This window comes from Enterobacter sp. ZOR0014 (assembly GCF_000798855.1).
In the GTDB taxonomy this organism is placed as follows: Bacteria; Pseudomonadota; Gammaproteobacteria; order Enterobacterales; family Enterobacteriaceae; genus Enterobacter; species Enterobacter kobei.
Map to the genome: position 1 here is coordinate 1 of NZ_JTLF01000213.1, position 20,987 is coordinate 20,987.

Here is a 20,987-nt window from a genome sequence, read left to right on the forward strand (position 1 = left end):
GTAAGCGTGAGCGCCACCGGGCTTGTTTTTAGCGCTTAATATCAGACTTAAAATCACGCTGCTCGTAGCCGGTATACAGCTGACGAGGACGGGCGATTTTCATGCCTTCGCTGTGCATTTCGTTCCAGTGCGCAATCCAGCCTACGGTACGGGCCATGGCGAAGATTACGGTGAACATGGAAGACGGAATACCCATCGCTTTCAGAATGATACCGGAGTAGAAGTCGACGTTCGGGTAGAGTTTCTTCTCGATGAAGTACGGGTCGTTCAGCGCGATGTGTTCCAGCTCCATCGCCACTTCCAGCAGATCATCTTTGGTACCCAGTTCTTTCAGCACTTCGTGGCAGGTTTCACGCATCACGGTGGCGCGTGGGTCATAGTTTTTGTAAACACGGTGACCGAAGCCCATCAGGCGGAAGGAGTCATTCTTGTCTTTCGCGCGACGCACGAATTCAGGAATGTGCTCAACGGTGCTGATCTCTTCCAGCATCTTCAGTGCCGCTTCGTTCGCACCGCCGTGCGCCGGTCCCCACAGGGAGGCGATGCCCGCAGCGATACAGGCGAACGGGTTCGCGCCTGAAGAGCCCGCGGTACGGACGGTAGAGGTGGAAGCGTTCTGTTCGTGGTCAGCGTGCAGGATCAGGATACGGTCCATTGCGCGTTCCAGCACCGGGTTCACTTCGTACTCTTCGCACGGCGTGGAGAACATCATGCGCAGGAAGTTACCGGCGTAGGAGAGGTCGTTACGTGGATACACAAACGGCTGGCCGATGGAGTATTTGTAACACATCGCCGCCATGGTAGGCATTTTGGACAGCAGACGGAACGCCGCGATATCACGGTGACGCGGGTTATTCACGTCAAGGGAGTCGTGGTAGAACGCCGCCAGCGCACCGGTAATCCCGCACATCACCGCCATCGGGTGAGAGTCACGACGGAACGCATGGAACAGACGGGTAATCTGCTCATGGATCATGGTGTGACGGGTGACGGTGGTTTTGAATTCATCGTACTGCGCCTGCGTTGGCTTTTCGCCGTTCAGCAGGATGTAGCACACTTCCAGATAGTTGGATTCGGTGGCTAACTGATCGATGGGGAAGCCGCGATGGAGCAGGATACCTTCGTCACCGTCAATGTAGGTGATTTTGGATTCGCAAGATGCGGTAGAGGTAAATCCAGGGTCAAAGGTAAATACTCCTTTGGAACCCAGCGTACGGATATCAATAACATCCTGACCGAGCGTGCCTTTTAGCACATCCAGTTCAATAGCATCACCACCGTTGAGGGTGAGTTTTGCCTTTGTATCAGCCATTTACGGTCTCCTTAGCGCCTTATGCTTAAGACTGCGCTTTACCGGATTTGCTTTCAGCTGTTAATCACCGTTACCAGATTGTTATTTGGCTTACCGCTCAGCTCACGAGGACAAACCAGGGTACAGAGCTATGGCGCCTTGCAGGTAAACGAATGAAATATCAGTGAAACAACAGCAAATCAGCGTTTTTGCAGTCCGAATTATTCAAACCTGTATATCACTAATAACTGTCCTGATAACTTCGGTCAATACCATCACACTGTTACATAACTATTTGTCAGGTGAAAGAGAGACCTCATAACTTTTGCGCATTATATGCCTTTTCTGATGACGTTTGTAACAATATTGTTTAACATTTGTCAAATCAGATGATTAAAAATTAAAAAGATGTTGTTATCGTGACCCTGATCACTGTTCCAGAGAAAACCCGACAAACTGTATGTAGGTTAATTGTAATGATTTTGTGAACGGCCTATACTGCCGCCAGGTCTCCGGAACACCCTGCAATCCCGAGCCACCCAGCGTTGTAATGTGTCGTTGAAGCATCTGGAAGCATTGTTTTGCATGACGCGCAGTTATAGAAAAGGAACGCTGCTTGACCCGCATCGCAGTCCGGAGGAAGGAAACAATAAGAACAGCATGTGGGCGTTATTCATGATAAGAAATGTGAAAAAACAAAGACCTGTCAATCTGGATCTGAAAACGATCCGGTTCCCCGTAACAGCAATAGCGTCCATTCTGCACCGTGTTTCAGGTGTAATTACGTTTGTGGCGGTCGGCATTCTGCTGTGGTTACTGGGTACCAGCCTCTCCTCCCCTGAAGGATTCCTCCAGGCCTCTGCCATCATGAACAGCTTCTTCGTGAAATTCATCATGTGGGGCATTCTGACCGCGCTGGCGTACCACGTCGTCGTGGGTGTTCGTCATATGCTGATGGACTTTGGCTACCTGGAAGAGACGTTCGAAGCCGGGAAACGCTCCGCTAACATTTCATTTGTGATTACTGTCGTGCTTTCACTTCTCGCAGGAGTTCTCGTATGGTAAGCAACGCCTCCGCATTAGGACGCAACGGCGTACATGACTTCATTCTTGTCCGTGCTACCGCTATCGTTCTCACCCTTTACATCATCTATATGATTGGTTTCTTCGCGACCAGCGGTACGCTGACGTGGGAAATCTGGAGTGGGTTCTTCGGATCCGCCTTCACCAAAGTGTTCACCCTGCTGGCGCTGTTCTCCATCCTTATTCATGCGTGGATTGGTATGTGGCAGGTGTTGACCGATTACGTTAAACCGCTGGCGATTCGCCTTCCTCTGCAGCTGGCCATTGTCGTTGCACTGGTGGTTTACGTTATTTATGGATTCGTTGTGGTGTGGGGTGTGTAATGAAACTGCCAGTCAGAGAATTTGATGCTGTTGTGATTGGTGCCGGTGGCGCAGGTATGCGTGCCGCACTGCAAATTTCCCAGAGCGGCCAGACCTGTGCGCTGCTCTCTAAAGTGTTCCCGACCCGTTCCCACACAGTATCCGCGCAGGGCGGTATTACCGTTGCGCTGGGTAACTCCCATGAAGATAACTGGGAATGGCACATGTACGACACGGTAAAAGGTTCCGACTACATCGGCGACCAGGATGCCATCGAATATATGTGTAAGACCGGCCCGGAAGCGATTCTGGAGCTGGACCACATGGGGCTGCCGTTCTCCCGTCTGGAAAACGGCACCATCTATCAGCGTCCGTTTGGCGGCCAGTCGAAAAACTTCGGCGGCGAGCAGGCGGCACGTACCGCAGCGGCGGCTGACCGTACCGGCCACGCACTGCTGCACACCCTGTATCAGCAGAACCTGAAAAACCACACCACCATCTTCTCCGAGTGGTATGCGCTGGATCTGGTGAAAAATGCCGATGGCGCAGTGGTCGGTTGTACCGCGCTGTGTATCGAAACCGGTGAAGTCGTTTACTTCAAAGCCCGCGCAACCGTGCTGGCCACCGGCGGTGCAGGCCGTATTTACCAGTCCACCACCAACGCCCACATCAACACCGGTGACGGTGTCGGCATGGCAATCCGCGCAGGCGTGCCGGTTCAGGATATGGAAATGTGGCAGTTCCACCCAACCGGTATCGCCGGTGCCGGCGTTCTGGTAACAGAAGGCTGCCGTGGTGAAGGCGGCTACCTGCTGAACAAACACGGCGAACGCTTCATGGAGCGTTATGCCCCGAATGCGAAAGACCTGGCGGGTCGTGACGTGGTGGCGCGTTCCATCATGATCGAAATCCGTGAAGGCCGCGGCTGTGATGGCCCATGGGGTCCACACGCGAAGCTGAAACTCGACCATCTGGGTAAAGAGGTGCTGGAATCCCGTCTGCCGGGCATTCTGGAGCTGTCTCGTACCTTCGCACACGTCGACCCGGTGAAAGAGCCAATTCCTGTTATCCCAACCTGCCACTACATGATGGGCGGTATTCCGACCAAAGTGACCGGTCAGGCGTTGACCGTGAACGAGCAGGGCGAAGATGTGGTTATTCCTGGCCTGTTCGCCGTAGGTGAAATTGCCTGCGTATCCGTTCACGGCGCAAACCGTCTCGGCGGCAACTCGCTGCTGGACCTGGTGGTATTCGGCCGTGCAGTCGGTCTGCATCTGCAGGAATCCATTGCCGAGCAGGGCGCGCTGCGTGACGCGACCGACGACGAAATTGATGCCTCTCTTGAGCGCCTCAACCGCTGGAACGGCAACCGTAACGGCGAAGATCCGGTGGAAATCCGTAAAGCACTGCAGGAATGCATGCAGCATAACTTCTCGGTATTCCGCGAAGGTGACGCAATGGCCAAAGGTCTTGAGCAGCTGAAAGCGATCCGCGAGCGTCTGAAAAATGCCCGTCTGGATGACACCTCCAGCGAGTTCAACACCCAGCGCGTTGAATGCCTGGAGCTGGATAACCTGATGGAAACTGCGTTCGCGACCGCGATGTCGGCAAACTTCCGTACCGAGAGCCGTGGCGCGCATAGCCGCTTCGACTTCCCGGATCGTGATGACGAAAACTGGCTGTGCCATTCCCTGTATCTGCCAGAGTCGGAATCCATGACGCGTCGTAGCGTCAACATGGAACCGAAACTGCGTCCGGCGTTCCCGCCGAAGATTCGTACTTACTAATGCGGAGACAGGATAATGAAACTCGAATTCTCAGTTTATCGTTATAACCCGGATGTTGATGATGCTCCGCGTATGCAGGACTACACCCTGGAAGCGGAAGAAGGTCGCGACATGATGCTGCTGGATGCGTTAATCCAGCTGAAAGAAAAAGATCCGACACTGTCGTTCCGTCGCTCCTGCCGTGAAGGGGTCTGCGGCTCTGATGGCGTGAACATGAACGGCAAAAATGGCCTGGCCTGCATCACGCCAATTTCCGCGTTGCAGCGTCCTGGTCAGAAAATTGTTATCCGTCCTCTGCCAGGCCTGCCGGTCGTGCGTGATTTGGTGGTAGACATGGGGCAATTCTATGCACAATATGAGAAGATTAAGCCTTACTTATTGAATAATGGGCAAAATCCACCCGCTCGCGAGCACTTACAGTCTCCTGAGCAGCGTGAAAAACTCGATGGGTTGTACGAGTGTATTCTCTGCGCATGTTGTTCAACGTCCTGTCCGTCGTTCTGGTGGAACCCGGACAAGTTTATCGGCCCGGCCGGTCTGCTGGCTGCCTATCGCTTCCTGATCGATAGCCGCGACACCGAAACCGAGAGTCGTCTGGAAGGACTGAGTGACGCTTTCAGCGTATTCCGCTGCCATAGCATCATGAACTGCGTCAGTGTATGTCCGAAGGGACTGAACCCGACGCGCGCCATCGGCCATATTAAGTCGATGCTGCTGCAGCGCAGTGCGTAAGTAAAAACGCCGGATGGCGCTGCGCTTATCCGGCCTACGTAACAGTAGGCCCGGTAAGCGTAGCGCCACCGGGCGAATTGCAGAAACCTTTAAAAACTGCCCTGAAGTTTAGACAGTTTCTAAAGGTTCCTTCGCGGGCCAAATGAAAAGAGCTCGCAGGTGAACCCCGGCACGTACACGTGGTGTGCGTGGTAGTTTCTACGGCGAAAGTAAGCATAAAAATGCTTAAGGGATCACGATGCAGAACGGCGCAATGAAAGCCTGGCTGGACTCTTCTTTCCTTTCTGGTGCGAACCAGAGCTGGATTGAACAGCTCTATGAAGACTTCTTAACCGATCCTGACTCAGTGGACGCAAACTGGCGTTCCATGTTCCAGCAGTTGCCTGGCACAGGGGTCAAACCGGATCAATTCCATTCCAAAACACGTGATTATTTCCGTCGTCTGGCGAAGGATGCCTCACGTTACTCTTCTGCGATTTCCGACCCTGACACCAATGCGAAGCAGGTTAAAGTCCTGCAGCTTATCAACGCTTATCGCTTCCGTGGTCACCAGCATGCGAATCTCGATCCGCTGGGACTGTGGCAGCAAGAACGTGTGGCCGATCTCGATCCGGCGTATCACGATCTGACCGAGGCCGATTTCCAGGAAAGCTTTAACGTAGGTTCTTTTGCCATCGGCAAAGACACGATGAAGCTGGGCGAACTCATTGATGCGCTCAAGCAAACCTACTGCGGCTCCATCGGCGCGGAATACATGCACATTACCTCTACCGAAGAGAAACGCTGGATCCAGCAGCGCATCGAATCCGTAGCGGGCCATGCGAATTTCTCAGCAGACGAGAAAAAACGTTTCCTTGGCGAACTGACTGCAGCAGAGGGCCTTGAGCGCTATCTGGGCGCGAAATTCCCGGGCGCAAAACGCTTCTCGCTGGAAGGCGGCGACGCGCTGGTGCCGATGCTGAAAGAGCTGATTCGTCATGCAGGCAAGAGCGGTACCCGTGAAGTGGTACTGGGCATGGCGCACCGTGGTCGTCTGAACGTCCTGGTCAACGTGCTGGGTAAAAAACCGCAGGACCTGTTCGACGAATTTGCGGGCAAACATAAAGAGCACCTCGGCACCGGCGACGTGAAGTACCACATGGGCTTCTCGTCTGATATCGAAACCGAAGGCGGTCTGGTTCACCTGGCGCTGGCGTTTAACCCGTCACACCTGGAGATCGTCAGCCCGGTGGTTATCGGTTCCGTGCGTGCGCGTCTGGATCGTCTGGACGAGCCAAGCAGCAACAAAGTGCTGCCAATCACCATTCACGGTGATGCGGCGGTAACCGGGCAGGGCGTGGTTCAGGAAACCCTGAACATGTCGAAAGCGCGTGGTTATGAAGTGGGCGGTACCGTTCGCATCGTGATCAACAACCAGGTGGGCTTCACCACCTCTAACCCGCTGGATGCCCGCTCTACACCATATTGCACCGACATCGGTAAAATGGTTCAGGCGCCGATCTTCCACGTGAACGCGGACGATCCGGAAGCTGTCGCTTTCGTGACCCGTCTGGCGCTGGACTTCCGTAATACCTTCAAACGCGATGTGTTCATTGACCTCTTCTGCTACCGCCGTCACGGCCACAACGAAGCGGATGAGCCAAGTGCAACCCAGCCGCTGATGTATCAGAAAATCAAAAAACACCCGACGCCACGCAAAATCTATGCTGACAAGCTGGAAAGCGAAAAAGTGGCGACGCTGGAAGATGCGACCGAACTGGTCAACCTCTACCGCGATGCGCTGGATGCGGGTGAATGCGTAGTGAAAGAGCTGCGTCCGATGAACATGCACTCCTTTACCTGGTCGCCGTACCTCAACCACGAGTGGGATGAGAGCTACCCGAACAAGGTTGAGATGAAGCGTCTGCAGGAGCTGGCTAAACGCATCAGCACCGTACCAGACGCTATCGAGATGCAGTCTCGCGTGGCGAAAATCTATGCTGACCGTCAGTCCATGGCAGCAGGTGAGAAGCTGTTTGACTGGGGTGGCGCGGAAACGCTGGCTTATGCAACGCTGGTTGACGAAGGCATTCCCGTGCGTCTGTCCGGCGAAGATGCGGGCCGTGGCACCTTCTTCCACCGTCACGCGGTGGTTCACAATCAGTCTAACGGTTCAACCTATACCCCACTGCAGCACGTCCACAACGGTCAGGGCCAGTTCAAGGTCTGGGACTCCGTACTGTCTGAAGAAGCGGTACTGGCCTTCGAATACGGCTACGCCACCGCTGAACCACGCACCCTGACCATCTGGGAAGCGCAGTTCGGTGACTTCGCGAACGGTGCGCAGGTCGTTATCGACCAGTTCATCTCCTCCGGCGAGCAGAAGTGGGGCCGCATGTGTGGTCTGGTCATGCTGCTGCCGCACGGTTATGAAGGCCAGGGTCCGGAGCACTCCTCCGCGCGTCTGGAACGCTATCTGCAACTTTGCGCTGAGCAGAACATGCAGGTTTGCGTGCCGTCCACTCCGGCTCAGGTCTACCACATGCTGCGTCGTCAGGCACTGCGCGGTATGCGCCGTCCGCTGGTGGTCATGTCTCCGAAATCCCTGCTGCGCCATCCGCTGGCGGTATCCAGCCTGGATGAGCTGGCAAACGGCACCTTCCTGCCAGCCATCGGTGAGATTGACGAGCTGGATCCGCAGGCCGTGAAGCGTGTGGTGATGTGTTCTGGTAAGGTTTATTACGACCTGCTGGAACAGCGCCGTAAGAACGATCAGAAAGATGTCGCCATCGTGCGTATCGAACAGCTTTATCCGTTCCCGCATCAGGCGATGCAGGAAGTGCTGAAACCTTACGCTCACGTTCATGATTTTGTCTGGTGCCAGGAAGAGCCGCTTAACCAGGGCGCATGGTACTGCAGCCAGCATCATTTCCGTGAAGTGATTCCATTTGGGTCCGCTCTGCGTTACGCAGGTCGCCCGGCCTCCGCCTCTCCGGCGGTAGGGTATATGTCCGTTCACCAGAAGCAGCAACAAGATCTGGTCAATGACGCGCTGAACGTCGATTAATTAAAGGATACATAATGAGTAGCGTAGATATTCTTGTTCCCGACCTGCCTGAATCTGTAGCAGATGCGACCGTCGCTACCTGGCACAAAAAACCAGGCGATGCCGTTAAGCGCGATGAAGTGCTGGTAGAAATCGAAACTGACAAAGTGGTACTGGAAGTACCGGCTTCGGCGGATGGCGTACTGGACGCGGTGCTGGAAGATGAAGGTACGACCGTCACCTCTCGTCAGATCCTGGGTCGCCTGCGTGAAGGCAACAGCGCGGGTAAAGAGTCCAGCGCCAAGTCTGAAGAGAAAGCCTCTACGCCGGCTCAGCGCCAGCAGGCTTCTCTGGAAGAACAGTCTAACGACGCCCTCAGCCCGGCGATCCGTCGCCTGCTGGCTGAACATAGCCTTGACCCGGCTGCCATCAAAGGCACCGGTGTGGGTGGCCGTCTGACGCGTGAAGACATCGACAAGCACCTGGCGAAAGCACCTGCTCAGGCAGAAGCGAAAGCCCCTGCGGCAGCGCCAGCAGCAGCTCAGCCTGCTCTGGGTGCCCGCAGCGAAAAACGCGTCCCAATGACGCGCCTGCGTAAGCGCGTGGCCGAGCGTCTGCTGGAAGCGAAAAACTCCACCGCGATGCTGACCACCTTCAACGAAGTGAACATGAAGCCAATCATGGACCTGCGTAAGCAGTACGGTGACGCGTTTGAAAAACGTCACGGTATCCGTCTGGGCTTTATGTCCTTCTACGTGAAGGCTGTCGTTGAAGCGCTGAAACGCTACCCGGAAGTGAACGCGTCCATCGATGGCGATGACGTGGTTTACCACAACTATTTCGACGTCAGCATGGCGGTTTCTACTCCACGTGGTCTGGTCACCCCGGTTCTGCGTGATGTGGATACCTTGGGTATGGCTGACATCGAGAAAAATATCAAAGAGCTGGCTGTTAAAGGCCGCGACGGCAAGCTGACCGTAGACGACCTGACCGGCGGTAACTTCACCATTACCAACGGCGGCGTATTCGGCTCGCTGATGTCTACCCCGATCATTAACCCGCCGCAGAGCGCGATCCTGGGTATGCATGCCATTAAAGATCGTCCGATGGCGGTAGACGGTAAAGTTGAGATCCTGCCAATGATGTACCTGGCGCTCTCTTACGATCACCGCCTGATCGACGGCCGCGAGTCCGTGGGCTTCCTGGTTGCCATTAAAGAGCTGCTGGAAGATCCAACGCGTCTGCTGCTGGACGTCTAGTTTTGCAGTCTTGCCCGGCGGCGTATGGCTGCCGGGCCACTAAAAGCACTACCTAACGATTACCTGAAGGATGGATAGAACACATGAACTTACATGAATATCAGGCCAAACAGCTGTTTGCCCGGTATGGCTTACCGGCTCCGGTGGGTTATGCCTGTACTACCCCGCGTGAAGCAGAAGAAGCCGCATCTAAAATCGGTTCCGGCCCGTGGGTAGTTAAATGTCAGGTTCACGCTGGTGGCCGTGGTAAAGCGGGCGGTGTGAAGGTTGTTAAGAGCAAAGAAGAGATTCGTGCGTTTGCTGAACATTGGCTCGGCAAACGTCTGGTGACCTACCAGACAGATGCAAACGGCCAGCCGGTTAACCAGATCCTGGTTGAAGCAGCGACCGATATCGCTAAAGAGCTGTACCTGGGCGCGGTTGTTGACCGTAGCTCCCGTCGCGTGGTGTTCATGGCGTCTACCGAAGGCGGCGTGGAAATCGAAAAAGTGGCGGAAGAAACCCCACATTTGATCCACAAAGTGGCGATCGATCCGCTGGCAGGCCCAATGCCTTACCAGGGTCGCGAGCTGGCGTTCAAACTGGGTCTGGAAGGCAAGCTGGTTCAGCAGTTCACCAAGATCTTCATGGGTCTGGCGACTATCTTCCTGGAGCGCGACCTGGCGCTGATCGAGATTAACCCGCTGGTGATCACCACCCAGGGCGATCTGATCTGCCTCGACGGCAAACTGGGCGCTGACGGCAACGCGCTGTTCCGCCAGCCGGATCTGCGCGAAATGCGCGACCAGTCTCAGGAAGACCCGCGTGAAGCACAGGCTGCACAGTGGGAACTGAACTACGTGGCGCTGGACGGCAACATCGGCTGTATGGTCAACGGTGCGGGCCTGGCAATGGGCACCATGGACATCGTTAAGCTGCACGGTGGTGAGCCAGCGAACTTCCTCGACGTGGGCGGTGGCGCAACCAAAGAGCGCGTGACCGAAGCGTTCAAAATCATCCTCTCTGACGACAATGTTAAAGCGGTTCTGGTTAACATCTTCGGCGGCATCGTTCGTTGCGACCTGATCGCCGACGGTATCATTGGTGCGGTAGAAGAAGTGGGTGTTAACGTTCCGGTGGTTGTACGTCTGGAAGGTAACAACGCTGAACTCGGCGCGAAAAAACTGGCTGACAGCGGCCTGAATATTATTGCAGCGAAAAGTCTGACGGATGCAGCTCAGCAGGTTGTTGCCGCAGTGGAGGGGAAATAATGTCAGTTTTAATTAATAAAGATACCAAGGTTATCTGCCAGGGCTTCACCGGTAGCCAGGGGACTTTCCACTCCGAACAGGCGATTGCCTACGGTACGCAGATGGTTGGCGGCGTCACGCCAGGTAAAGGTGGCACCACGCACCTGGGCCTGCCGGTGTTCAACACCGTGCGTGAAGCCGTAGAAGCGACGGGCGCAACCGCGACCGTTATCTATGTTCCGGCACCGTTCTGCAAAGACTCCATTCTGGAAGCGATCGACGCGGGCATCAAACTGATCATCACCATCACTGAAGGTATCCCGACGCTGGATATGCTGACCGTGAAAGTGAAGCTGGATGAAGCCGGCGTGCGCATGATCGGCCCGAACTGCCCAGGCGTCATCACGCCAGGCGAATGCAAAATCGGCATCATGCCGGGTCATATTCACAAGCCGGGCAAAGTGGGCATCGTGTCCCGTTCCGGTACCCTGACCTATGAAGCCGTTAAGCAGACCACCGATTACGGCTTCGGCCAGTCCACCTGTGTGGGCATCGGCGGTGACCCGATCCCGGGCTCTAACTTCATCGACATCCTGAAACTGTTCCAGGAAGATCCACAAACCGAAGCGATCGTGATGATTGGTGAGATCGGTGGTAGCGCGGAAGAAGAAGCGGCTGCTTACATCAAAGAACACGTGACCAAGCCGGTTGTCGGTTACATCGCGGGTGTGACCGCGCCGAAAGGCAAGCGTATGGGTCACGCAGGGGCGATCATCGCCGGTGGTAAAGGTACGGCTGACGAGAAATTCGCAGCGCTCGAAGCCGCAGGCGTGAAAACCGTTCGCAGCCTGGCGGATATCGGCGAAGCACTGAAATCCATCATTAAGTAAGTCCTCTCTGCTCCCCGACAGGGGAGCGTTGAAGTAAAAAAATGTCCGTTTCGACATGGTTGGCCGCTGAAAAGCGGCCTTTTTTATTGCCTGCGTTTGGCAACGAGCGTGAACTTGTAATCGTCGGTATTGAAGACGTTGCGACTGTATTCAAATACCCGTCCGTCCTTCAGGAAACCGCGGGAGGCTTTTTCCAGGATCGGTTTGGCCGGATCGAGCGCCAGCGCGGCGATCGCCTCCTCTGATGGCATGATCGGCACCAGCTCCTGCTCGCTGCGATCGATAACCATTTTTTTGATCTGCTCGACGTAGTGGTATTTCGAATTTTCCATCACGTCCCAGGTGAGGTCGGGGAACATTGCCAGCGGCATCCATGTCTCTTCCAGGTTAACCGGCTTCTGCTTGATGAAGCGTACGCGCTTCACGTGCCAGACTTTATCCTCCGGATTGATGGCCAGCGTTGCCGCAAGCCGCTCATCGGCTTTCACCACTTCAAAAATTTTAACATCACTGTGCGTATCGACGTTTCGGTCCGCCAGCTTTTCGTAAAAACCGGTGAGCTGGTAGATATCGTAATTTACGCGTTCCTCTTTTACATAAGAGCCGCTGCCCTGAATGCTTTCGATAATCTGCTCATCAGCCAGCAGTTTCAGGGCCTGCCGGACGGTGACACGGCTAACGCTGAACGTCTCCTGAAGGCTGGACTCCGTCGGGAGCGCGTCACCGGGTTTTAACTCCCCGGCGTTAATTTTCTCGCGAAACGCATCGGCTATCTGCCGGTACATCGGTTTATTACCCATTTGATTGCGCCTGCTTAATACCTTTTCAGGGAATTATGCATTCAACTGATGATTTGTAAATAATACAAATAAAATACAAATTGGCTTATTAGTGAAAGTGATCACATACATGTATTATAAGATCTGCCAGAATCCATCCCAGACAATAACGATCTAAATGTGAGGATCCCTATGAACCTGACGACCCTGACCGATCCGCGTGCAGTTTGCGTTCAGGCGCGGTTTTCCTGCCGGGATGAGGCAATCCGTCAGCTTGCGACACGTCTGGTGGCGCTGGGCAAAATCGCTGATGCCGATGCTTTTCTTAAAGAAGTTTTCCATCGGGAATCGCTTGGCCCCACCGCCCTGGGCGAAGGGCTGGCGGTGCCCCACGGAAAATCAGCCGTCGTGAGAGAAGCGGCCTTCGCCGTGGCAACGCTGCGCGAACCGCTGGAGTGGGAAGGCGTGGACGGACCGGAAGAGGTTGAGCTGATATTTCTTCTCGCCATTCCTCCTGCCGAAGCGGGGTCGACACATATTCAGGTACTGACGGAACTGACGTCTCGCCTGGCGGATGACGATCTCCGGGCGCGCGTGATGGCAGCCACCACGGCGGAAGATGTGCTTGCTGCCCTGGAAGCGACCCCTGAAGCGCAAGAGGCCGCCGTTGCGGTGAATGCCCCGACGATCGTTTGCGTTACCGCCTGTCCGGCTGGAATTGCGCATACCTATATGGCTGCGGAATACCTGGAAAAAGCGGGACGCAGGCTGGGCGTCAACGTGGTGGTCGAAAAGCAGGGTGCGAACGGCATTGAGGGGCGCATCACTGCGCAGCAGTTGAAGGAGGCGAAAGCATGCATTTTTGCCGCAGACGTGGCGATCAAAGAGCGTGAGCGTTTTCAGGGGATCCCCGCGATTTCCGTCCCCGTTGCGGAGCCCCTGCGCCATGCTGAAGCGCTAATTGAGCGCGCGCTGGCGCTACGGCCTTCATCCGAAGCGGGTCATGAATACGTCGATACCGAAACGAAAACGGGCGTAAAAAGTGAGCTCAAACAGGCGCTCCTCAGCGGGATCTCCTTTGCGGTGCCGCTGATCGTCGCTGGCGGTACGGTGCTGGCCGTGTCGGTACTGCTGGCGCAAATCCTGGGCTTGCAGCACTTGTTCGACCAGGAAAACTCGTGGCTGTGGATGTACCGCAAGCTTGGCGGCGGCATGCTCGGAATTTTGATGGTTCCCGTTCTGGCCGCGTATACCGCTTACTCGCTGGCGGATAAACCCGCGCTGACACCGGGATTTGCTGCTGGTCTTGCTGCCAATATGATCGGCTCCGGTTTTCTGGGGGCTATCGTGGGCGGCCTGATCGCGGGTTACCTGATGCGCTGGGTAAAAAATCACATCCGCCTGAGTAGCCGCTATAACGGCTTTTTAACCTTTTATCTCTATCCGGTCATTGGCGTGCTGGGGGCGGGTAGCCTGATGCTGTTTGTGATCGGCGAACCGGTGGCCTGGCTTAATAACACGCTCACCGTCTGGCTTAATGGTCTGTCCGGTGCGAATGCGCTGCTCCTGGGGGCGATCCTCGGCTTTATGTGTTCATTTGATTTGGGCGGGCCGGTCAACAAAGCCTCTTACGCATTTTGCCTGGGCGCGATGGCGAACGGCGTATACGGTCCCTATGCCATCTTTGCCTCCGTCAAAATGGTCTCGGCCTTTACCGTGACGGCGTCAACGATGCTGGCTCCGGGACTGTTTAAACCGTTTGAAATTGAAACCGGTAAATCAACGTGGCTGCTCGGACTCGCGGGCATTACCGAAGGGGCGATTCCGATGGCGATAGAAGATCCCCTTCGCGTCATTGGCTCCTTTGTGCTCGGCTCCATGGTAACCGGCGCGATTGTTGGGGCGATGGGGATCGGGCTGTCTACCCCGGGGGCGGGTATTTTCTCTCTCTTTTTACTTCACGACGCAGGGCTGACCGGTGTGGTTGCCGCGGCGGGCTGGTTTGGCGCGGCGCTGCTGGGGGCCGCTATCTCCACGTTTATTCTGCTGCTCTGGCGACGCCAGGCGGTAAAAAAGGGCAAATACGTCACTGAAGACGCCATACGGTAAAAACTCACACACAGGAAACGAAGATGAAAGCTGTATCTCGCGTTCATATCACACCGCATATGCACTGGGACCGTGAGTGGTATTTCACCACCGAAGAGTCACGTATTCTTCTGGTCAATAATATGGAAGAGATCCTGACCCGCCTGGAGCAGGATGACGAGTATAAATATTACGTCCTTGATGGGCAGACGGCGGTGCTGGAGGATTATTTTGCCGTCGTGCCTGAAAACCGCGCGCGCGTGAAGGCCCTTGTCGAGCGCGGAAAACTGATTATCGGCCCCTGGTATACCCAGACTGATACCACCCTCGTCAGCGGCGAGTCGATCGTCCGCAACCTTATGTATGGCATTCGCGACTGTATGGCGTTCGGCGAGCCGATGAAAATCGGCTATCTGCCCGATTCATTTGGTATGTCCGGTCAGCTTCCGCATATTTATAACGGGTTTGGCATAACGCGGACCATGTTCTGGCGCGGCTGCTCGGAACGACACGGAACCGATAAAACGGAATTTCTCTGGCAGAGCCAGGACGGCAGCGAAGTGACGGCACAGGTGCTGCCGCTGGGCTACGCGATTGGTAAGTACTTACCGGAGGACGAAGCGGGGCTGCGAAAGCGGCTCGACAGCTATCTCGAGGTGCTGGAAAGCGCCTCCGTCACCAAAGAGATTTTGCTGCCCAACGGTCACGATCAGATGCCGCTGCAGCAGAATATTTTTGCAGTAATGGACAAGCTGCGAGAAATCTATCCCCAGCGTCAGTTTGTGATGAGCCGGTTCGAAGAGGTATTTGACCACATCGATGCGCACCGCGATGAACTGGCGACGGTAAAAGGGGAGTTTATCGACGGGAAATACATGCGCGTTCACCGGACAATCGGCTCTACGCGCATGGACATCAAAATCGCCCATGCGCGTATTGAGAACAAAATTGTCAATATCCTCGAGCCACTGGCGACCCTTGCCTGGACGCTGGGCTTCGATTACCACCACGGTCTGCTGGAGAAAATGTGGAAAGAGATCCTCAAAAACCACGCTCACGACAGCATCGGTTGCTGCTGCAGCGACAAAGTGCATCGTGAGATTGTCTCCCGCTTCGAACTGGCTGAAGACATGGCAGACAACCTGGTGCGTTTCTATATGCGCAAGATTGTCGACAACATGCCGCAAAGCGATGCCGATAAGCTGGTGATGTTCAACCTGATGCCCTGGCCGCGTGAAGAGGTGATGAACACCACCATCCGACTGCGTGCCAGCCAGTTCCGTTTGCGGGATGATAAAGGTAACGAGATCCCGTATTTCATTCGCAGCGCACGCGAACTCGACCCCGGTCTCATCGACCGACAGATTGTCCATTACGGCAATTACGAACCGTTTATGGAGTTTGATATTCAGCTCAGCCAGATACTGCCGTCGATGGGGTACCGTACGTTGTTTATCGAACCGAACGTGGCCGGGAAGCAGCGCGCAGCGGTGAAAAACACAGAATCCTTCCTTGAAAATGCGTTCTGGCAGGTTGATTTCAATGAAGACGGCACGTTGCGCCTGCGTGACAAAGAAACCGGGCTGATTTATGACCGCGTACTGGAAATCGAAGAGAGTTCGGATGATGGCGATGAGTACGACTACTCGCCTGCCCGGGAAGAGTGGAGGCTCACTTCAGCACAGGGTGAGCATCAGGTTGAGGTGACGCATGAAGGCTGGCAGAGCAGGGCGGTGATCCGTCATCGGATCGCTGTTCCGGCTAATCTGGCCGAACGCACGGCGCGTCAGAGGAACGGTTCTCTCAGCGCTGAGTGTGAAATCACGCTTAGTCACAACAGCAGACGCATTGATGTGGCGGTTCGTCTGGACAATCAGGCTGACGACCATCGCGTTCGCGTGCTGATCCCAACGCCGTTTACAGCCCAGGAGGTGTTAGCGGATACGCAGTTTGGTACGGTCACGCGTGCTGCGCAGGATCCCGCCATGCAAAACTGGCAGGAGGAGGGCTGGAAAGAAGCGCCGGTTCCCGTCTGGAACTTACTCAATTACGCCGTCCTGCAGGAGAAACGAAACGGGCTGGCGCTGTTCACCGAGGGACTGCGCGAATTTGAAGTGGTGGGCGAGGATAAAAAAGCCTTTGCCGTAACCTTGTTGCGTGGCGTGGGGCTACTCGGCAAAGAAGATTTGCTGTTGCGTCCCGGCAGACCATCAGGGATCAAACTGCCCGTTCCTGACTCCCAGGTTCGGGGCGCGTTAAGCTGTCGCTTTAGTCTCTTCAGTTTCAGCGGTACGCCGGAAAATGCGGGTGTCGCGCAGCAGGCTAAATCGTGGTTAACGCCCGTACAGTGCTACAACAAAATTCCCTGGGATGCCATGAAACTGAACCGCGCACCGTTTACCACGCCGGAAAGTTACAGTTTATTAGCGCTTTCGCCAACGGGATGTGTGCTCAGTGCTCTCAAAAAGGCGGAAGATCGTGATGAGCTTATTCTTCGTCTGTTTAACCCGTCAGCGTCCAGCGCATGTGATGCGACGTTATCTGTGAATCCGACGGTGAAACGGTGCTGCGAAACGGACATGAATGAACAGGTGTTAGCGCAGCATGAAGGCGAGGGCATTGCCGGGGTATTCAGGCCTGGACAGTCACGCACCTTTAGCGTGCTTGTCGGCTGAAAACAGTGATAAAAGGCTGCAGCGTTAGCGGCCTTTTTTCATTGAATAATCACACCGTGGTGTTAACTTATGGGGTGATAAAGGTAAATTAAATGTAATTTCTAAGGGTTGCAGAAAAGCAATGGAAAAATAATCTGGCTCGACTACGCTTTATTGTTGGTCGCGCTTGAAAAGGACAATTTCTCTCGCGTTAATAAAAATCACTTCTGTTTATATTTTTTCCTTCTTCGATAACCTATCACATCCTTGTATGTACATATCGTTAACATGGTTTTTACCATTCTCACCGCGATTAAACATGATTAACATTGCTGCTGGTTTTTGATTTAAATCAATGTTTAATCCTTGGAAAAAGGCGTTGAAAAGCGCTAAATTGTTCCCGATCAAAATGGCCGAAAAGTGGTAATTTTGCTATAAATTGATCGCCGTCGAAAAACGTAAATGTGATTCAATAAAAACCTGTTTATTGTAAGGGTTTTGCAGCGTATTATATTTGCGGGATCAATTTGAGTTTTTTATTAACCTATTTGTAACCTGACGTCATCGTTTTTATCCTTCTTCAGGGTAATAACGACGACCAGGATGCGAATAATTTGTATTGGGGCATGCGTGTGGATCTCTTCTGACGGGGTTCACTCTCGGAGTCTTCATGCGATGAGCAAGGAGTCATAATGTTAGACGTAGTCGAACTGTCGCGCTTACAGTTTGCCTTGACCGCGATGTACCACTTCCTGTTTGTGCCGCTGACGCTCGGTATGGCGTTCCTGCTGGCCATTATGGAAACGGTTTACGTCCTCTCCGGCAAACAGATTTATAAAGATATGACCAAGTTCTGGGGCAAGTTGTTTGGTATCAACTTCGCACTGGGCGTGGCCACCGGTCTGACCATGGAGTTCCAGTTCGGGACTAACTGGTCATACTATTCCCACTATGTAGGGGACATCTTCGGTGCGCCGCTGGCCATTGAAGGTCTGATGGCCTTCTTCCTCGAATCCACCTTTGTAGGTCTGTTCTTCTTCGGCTGGGATCGTCTGGGTAAAGTCCAGCATATGGCCGTCACCTGGCTGGTGGCATTAGGTTCGAACCTGTCCGCGCTGTGGATCCTGGTGGCGAACGGCTGGATGCAGAACCCCATCGCGTCTGATTTCAACTTCGAGACCATGCGTATGGAGATGGTCAGCTTTGCCGAGCTGGTCCTGAACCCGGTTGCACAGGTGAAATTCGTTCACACCGTGGCTTCTGGTTACGTGTGCGGCGCGATGTTCATTCTGGGCATCAGCTCTTACTACATGCTGCGCGGTCGTGACTTCGCCTTTGCTAAGCGCTCCTTTGCTATCGCTGCAAGCTTCGGTATGGCTGCCATCCTCTCTGTTATCGTTCTGGGTGATGAATCCGGTTACGAAATGGGTGACGTGCAGAAAACCAAACTGGCTGCAATCGAAGCTGAATGGGAAACTCAACCCGCGCCTGCTGCCTTTACGCTGTTCGGTATTCCCGATCAGGACGCGCAGGAAAACCGCTTCGCGATTCAGATCCCTTACGCGCTGGGTATCATCGCCACCCGTTCTGTTGATAAGCAGGTCACTGGTCTGAAAGAGCTGATGGTTCAGCACGAAGAGCGTATCCGTAACGGTATGAAAGCCTACTCGCTGCTGGAACAGCTGCGTGCCGGTTCGACCGATCAGGCGGTACGTGACCAGTTCAACGACGTGAAGAAAGATCTGGGTTACGGTCTGCTGCTGAAACGCTATACCCCGAACGTTTCTGATGCGACGGAAGCGCAGATCCAGATGGCGACCAAAGACTCCATTCCGCGTGTTGCGCCACTGTACTTCGCATTCCGTATCATGGTGGGCTGCGGCATCATCATGCTGCTGATCATTGCGGCTTCCTTCTGGTCCGTCATTCGTAACCGCATCGGCGAGAAAAAATGGCTGCTGCGCACGGCGCTGTACGGTATTCCACTGCCGTGGATCGCTATCGAATCCGGCTGGTTTGTTGCGGAGTATGGCCGTCAGCCATGGGCCATTGGTGAGGTACTTCCAACGGCGGTAGCGAACTCTTCCCTGACTGCAGGCGACTTGATCTTCTCCATGCTGCTGATTTGCGGTCTGTACACCCTGTTCCTGGTGGCTGAACTGTTCCTGATGTTCAAGTTCGCGCGCCTTGGCCCAAGCAGCCTGAAAACCGGTCGCTATCACTACGAGCAGTCCACTGCGACTACTCAGCCGGCACGCTAAGACAGGAGTCATCAAATGATCGATTATGAAGTATTGCGTTTTATCTGGTGGCTGCTGATTGGCGTTCTGCTGATCGGTTTCGCTGTCACCGATGGTTTCGACATGGGGGTGGGGATGCTCACTCGTTTCCTCGGTCGTAATGACACCGAGCGTCGAATCATGATCAACTCCATCGCCCCGCACTGGGACGGTAACCAGGTGTGGCTGATCACCGCAGGCGGCGCGCTGTTTGCTGCCTGGCCGATGGTCTACGCGGCTGCGTTCTCCGGCTTCTATGTGGCGATGATTCTGGTGCTGGCCTCTTTATTCTTCCGTCCGGTCGGTTTTGACTACCGTTCCAAGATTGAAGACACCCGCTGGCGCAACATGTGGGACTGGGGCATCTTCATTGGTAGCTTCGTTCCACCGCTGGTGATCGGCGTGGCGTTCGGTAACCTGTTGCAGGGTGTACCGTTCCACCTGGACGAATACATGCGTCTTTACTACACCGGTAACTTCTTCCAGTTGCTGAATCCGTTTGGTCTGCTGGCGGGTGTGGTGAGCGTGGCGATGATCATCACGCAGGGCGCAACATACCTGCAGATGCGTACTGTGGGTGAACTGCACCTGCGTTCCCGTGCGACGGCTCAGGTTGCTGCACTGGTGACGCTGGTTTGCTTCGCACTGGCAGGCGTATGGGTGGTGTACGGTATTGATGGTTATGTCGTGACGTCTGCGATCAACCATACGGCACCGTCTAACCCGCTGACCAAAGAAGTGGCGCGTCAGGCTGGCGCATGGCTGGTGAACTTTAATAACATGCCTGCGCTGTGGGCGATCCCGGCTCTGGGTGTACTGCTGCCGCTGCTGACCATGCTGACGTCTCGTCTGGAGAAAGGCGCGCTGGCGTTCCTGTTCTCCTCGCTGACCCTGGCGTGCATCATCCTGACGGCGGGTATTGCCATGTTCCCATTCGTCATGCCATCCAGCACCATGCTGAATGCTAGCCTGACCATGTGGGATGCAACCTCCAGCCATATGACGCTGAACTTAATGACTTACGTTGCTTGCGTGTTCGTTCCGATTGTTCTGGCTTACACCATCTGGTGTTACTGGAAAATGTTCGGTCGTATCACCAAAGAACATATCGAAAGCAACACCCACTCTATGTACTAAGTAAGGAGCTGAATATGTGGTATTTCGCATGGATTTTAGGGACGCTTCTTGCCTGTGCTTTTGGTGTCATCACCGCCCTGGCGCTTGAGCATGTTGAAGCGACGAAAGCGGGTGAAGAAAAACACTGATGAATATTATCGCGACGCTTTACGCGGTAATGGATAAGCGCCCGTTACGGGCGCTTTCTTTAGTGATGGCATTACTGCTGGCAGGCTGCATCTTCTGGGACCCGTCGCGTTTCGCGGCAAAAACCAGCGAACTGGAAATCTGGCATGGCTTCCTCATTATGTGGGCAGTGTGTGCTGGGGTGATCCACGGCGTGGGCTTTCGTCCGAAAGCGGTACACTGGCAGGGCATTTTCTGCCCGCTGATTGCCGATCTGGTTCTCCTCGCCGGTTTGATTTTCTTCTTCTTCTGAATAAGAAATGTCCTATAACGATATGGGCTTACCC

16 protein-coding genes are annotated in these 20,987 nt (G+C 54.6%); 14 read left to right on the forward strand and 2 right to left on the reverse strand.

Going from position 1 to position 20,987, the window contains the following annotated elements; translation table 11 throughout:
- Nucleotides 1-28: 28 nt before the first annotated feature.
- Nucleotides 29-1,312, reverse strand: coding sequence for a citrate synthase (locus L977_RS11280; protein WP_014883035.1), 1,284 nt, complete (start codon nt 1,310-1,312; stop codon nt 29-31).
- A gap of 639 nt (nt 1,313-1,951) precedes the next feature.
- Between L977_RS11280 and sdhC the strand changes: the two genes are divergently transcribed.
- The 8 genes from sdhC to sucD all read left to right on the forward strand — a co-directional run bounded on the left by sdhC (nt 1,952) and on the right by sucD (nt 11,598).
- A complete protein-coding gene (gene sdhC, locus L977_RS11285) occupies nt 1,952-2,356 on the forward strand; it encodes a succinate dehydrogenase cytochrome b556 subunit (protein WP_020684965.1) in 405 nt (134 codons plus the stop codon).
- Nucleotides 2,350-2,697, forward strand: coding sequence for a succinate dehydrogenase membrane anchor subunit (sdhD, locus tag L977_RS11290; RefSeq protein ID WP_008501088.1), 348 nt, complete (start codon nt 2,350-2,352; stop codon nt 2,695-2,697). Before sdhC ends, sdhD begins: the two co-directional genes overlap by 7 nt.
- The gene (gene sdhA / locus L977_RS11295) at nt 2,697-4,463 is read left to right on the forward strand and encodes a succinate dehydrogenase flavoprotein subunit (protein WP_014883036.1); all 1,767 of its coding nucleotides are present in this window, start codon (nt 2,697-2,699) and stop codon (nt 4,461-4,463) included. Before sdhD ends, sdhA begins: the two co-directional genes overlap by 1 nt.
- Before the next feature lie 15 nt (nt 4,464-4,478).
- Complete coding sequence (sdhB, locus tag L977_RS11300; protein ID WP_014883037.1) at nt 4,479-5,195, forward strand: succinate dehydrogenase iron-sulfur subunit SdhB; 717 nt, start codon at nt 4,479-4,481, stop codon at nt 5,193-5,195.
- Between the two features lie 238 nt (nt 5,196-5,433).
- Entirely contained in the window at nt 5,434-8,241 is a 2,808-nt protein-coding gene (sucA, locus tag L977_RS11305) for a 2-oxoglutarate dehydrogenase E1 component (RefSeq protein WP_014883038.1), read from the forward strand.
- Nucleotides 8,242-8,255: 14 nt separating this feature from the next.
- A complete protein-coding gene (gene odhB, locus L977_RS11310; RefSeq protein WP_014883039.1) occupies nt 8,256-9,479 on the forward strand; it encodes a 2-oxoglutarate dehydrogenase complex dihydrolipoyllysine-residue succinyltransferase in 1,224 nt (407 codons plus the stop codon).
- Nucleotides 9,480-9,562: 83 nt separating this feature from the next.
- Nucleotides 9,563-10,729 carry an ADP-forming succinate--CoA ligase subunit beta gene (sucC, locus tag L977_RS11315; protein WP_006809579.1) on the forward strand — a complete coding sequence of 389 codons (1,167 nt, stop codon included), beginning with the start codon at nt 9,563-9,565 and terminating at the stop codon, nt 10,727-10,729.
- Entirely contained in the window at nt 10,729-11,598 is an 870-nt protein-coding gene (gene sucD, locus L977_RS11320) for a succinate--CoA ligase subunit alpha (protein ID WP_008501094.1), read from the forward strand. Before sucC ends, sucD begins: the two co-directional genes overlap by 1 nt.
- 83 nt (nt 11,599-11,681) lie before the next feature.
- Here sucD and L977_RS11325 read toward each other — a convergent pair whose 3' ends face one another.
- A complete protein-coding gene (locus L977_RS11325; protein ID WP_014883040.1) occupies nt 11,682-12,398 on the reverse strand; it encodes a GntR family transcriptional regulator in 717 nt (238 codons plus the stop codon).
- Nucleotides 12,399-12,569: 171 nt separating this feature from the next.
- On the opposite strand from L977_RS11325, the gene mngA reads away from it, so the two are divergent.
- The 6 genes from mngA (at nt 12,570) to ybgE (ending at nt 20,953) form a co-directional block, all read left to right on the forward strand.
- Nucleotides 12,570-14,486 carry a PTS 2-O-a-mannosyl-D-glycerate transporter subunit IIABC gene (mngA, locus tag L977_RS11330; RefSeq protein ID WP_047625780.1) on the forward strand — a complete coding sequence of 639 codons (1,917 nt, stop codon included), beginning with the start codon at nt 12,570-12,572 and terminating at the stop codon, nt 14,484-14,486.
- Between the two features lie 23 nt (nt 14,487-14,509).
- Nucleotides 14,510-17,140 (forward strand): mannosylglycerate hydrolase, encoded by a 2,631-nt coding sequence (mngB, locus tag L977_RS11335; protein ID WP_023336932.1) that lies wholly within the window; start codon nt 14,510-14,512, stop codon nt 17,138-17,140.
- 671 nt (nt 17,141-17,811) lie between these two features.
- The gene (cydA, locus tag L977_RS11340; protein WP_014883043.1) at nt 17,812-19,380 is read left to right on the forward strand and encodes a cytochrome ubiquinol oxidase subunit I; all 1,569 of its coding nucleotides are present in this window, start codon (nt 17,812-17,814) and stop codon (nt 19,378-19,380) included.
- 15 nt (nt 19,381-19,395) lie between these two features.
- Nucleotides 19,396-20,535, forward strand: coding sequence for a cytochrome d ubiquinol oxidase subunit II (cydB, locus tag L977_RS11345; protein ID WP_014883044.1), 1,140 nt, complete (start codon nt 19,396-19,398; stop codon nt 20,533-20,535).
- 14 nt (nt 20,536-20,549) lie between these two features.
- A complete protein-coding gene (gene cydX, locus L977_RS23175) occupies nt 20,550-20,663 on the forward strand; it encodes a cytochrome bd-I oxidase subunit CydX (protein WP_003858598.1) in 114 nt (37 codons plus the stop codon).
- Nucleotides 20,663-20,953, forward strand: a complete 291-nt coding sequence (gene ybgE / locus L977_RS11350; RefSeq protein WP_010428735.1) for a cyd operon protein YbgE — start codon at nt 20,663-20,665, stop codon at nt 20,951-20,953. The genes cydX and ybgE overlap by 1 nt, the downstream gene beginning before the upstream one ends.
- The last annotated feature ends 34 nt before the right edge of the window (nt 20,954-20,987 follow it).

What these genes read in the sequence shown, in the direction of transcription:
- L977_RS11325 (WP_014883040.1), bottom strand. Translation starts at nt 12,398, where the DNA reads ATGGGTAATAAACCGATGTACCGGCAGATAGCCGATGCGTTTCGCGAG.
- sdhC (WP_020684965.1), top strand. Translation starts at nt 1,952, where the DNA reads ATGTGGGCGTTATTCATGATAAGAAATGTGAAAAAACAAAGACCTGTC.
- cydX (WP_003858598.1), top strand. Translation starts at nt 20,550, where the DNA reads ATGTGGTATTTCGCATGGATTTTAGGGACGCTTCTTGCCTGTGCTTTT.
- ybgE (WP_010428735.1), top strand. Translation starts at nt 20,663, where the DNA reads ATGAATATTATCGCGACGCTTTACGCGGTAATGGATAAGCGCCCGTTA.
- sdhA (WP_014883036.1), top strand. Translation starts at nt 2,697, where the DNA reads ATGAAACTGCCAGTCAGAGAATTTGATGCTGTTGTGATTGGTGCCGGT.
- sucD (WP_008501094.1), top strand. Translation starts at nt 10,729, where the DNA reads ATGTCAGTTTTAATTAATAAAGATACCAAGGTTATCTGCCAGGGCTTC.
- L977_RS11280 (WP_014883035.1), bottom strand. Translation starts at nt 1,312, where the DNA reads ATGGCTGATACAAAGGCAAAACTCACCCTCAACGGTGGTGATGCTATT.
- sdhB (WP_014883037.1), top strand. Translation starts at nt 4,479, where the DNA reads ATGAAACTCGAATTCTCAGTTTATCGTTATAACCCGGATGTTGATGAT.
- sucC (WP_006809579.1), top strand. Translation starts at nt 9,563, where the DNA reads ATGAACTTACATGAATATCAGGCCAAACAGCTGTTTGCCCGGTATGGC.
- mngB (WP_023336932.1), top strand. Translation starts at nt 14,510, where the DNA reads ATGAAAGCTGTATCTCGCGTTCATATCACACCGCATATGCACTGGGAC.
- cydB (WP_014883044.1), top strand. Translation starts at nt 19,396, where the DNA reads ATGATCGATTATGAAGTATTGCGTTTTATCTGGTGGCTGCTGATTGGC.
- sucA (WP_014883038.1), top strand. Translation starts at nt 5,434, where the DNA reads ATGCAGAACGGCGCAATGAAAGCCTGGCTGGACTCTTCTTTCCTTTCT.
- sdhD (WP_008501088.1), top strand. Translation starts at nt 2,350, where the DNA reads ATGGTAAGCAACGCCTCCGCATTAGGACGCAACGGCGTACATGACTTC.
- cydA (WP_014883043.1), top strand. Translation starts at nt 17,812, where the DNA reads ATGTTAGACGTAGTCGAACTGTCGCGCTTACAGTTTGCCTTGACCGCG.
- odhB (WP_014883039.1), top strand. Translation starts at nt 8,256, where the DNA reads ATGAGTAGCGTAGATATTCTTGTTCCCGACCTGCCTGAATCTGTAGCA.
- mngA (WP_047625780.1), top strand. Translation starts at nt 12,570, where the DNA reads ATGAACCTGACGACCCTGACCGATCCGCGTGCAGTTTGCGTTCAGGCG.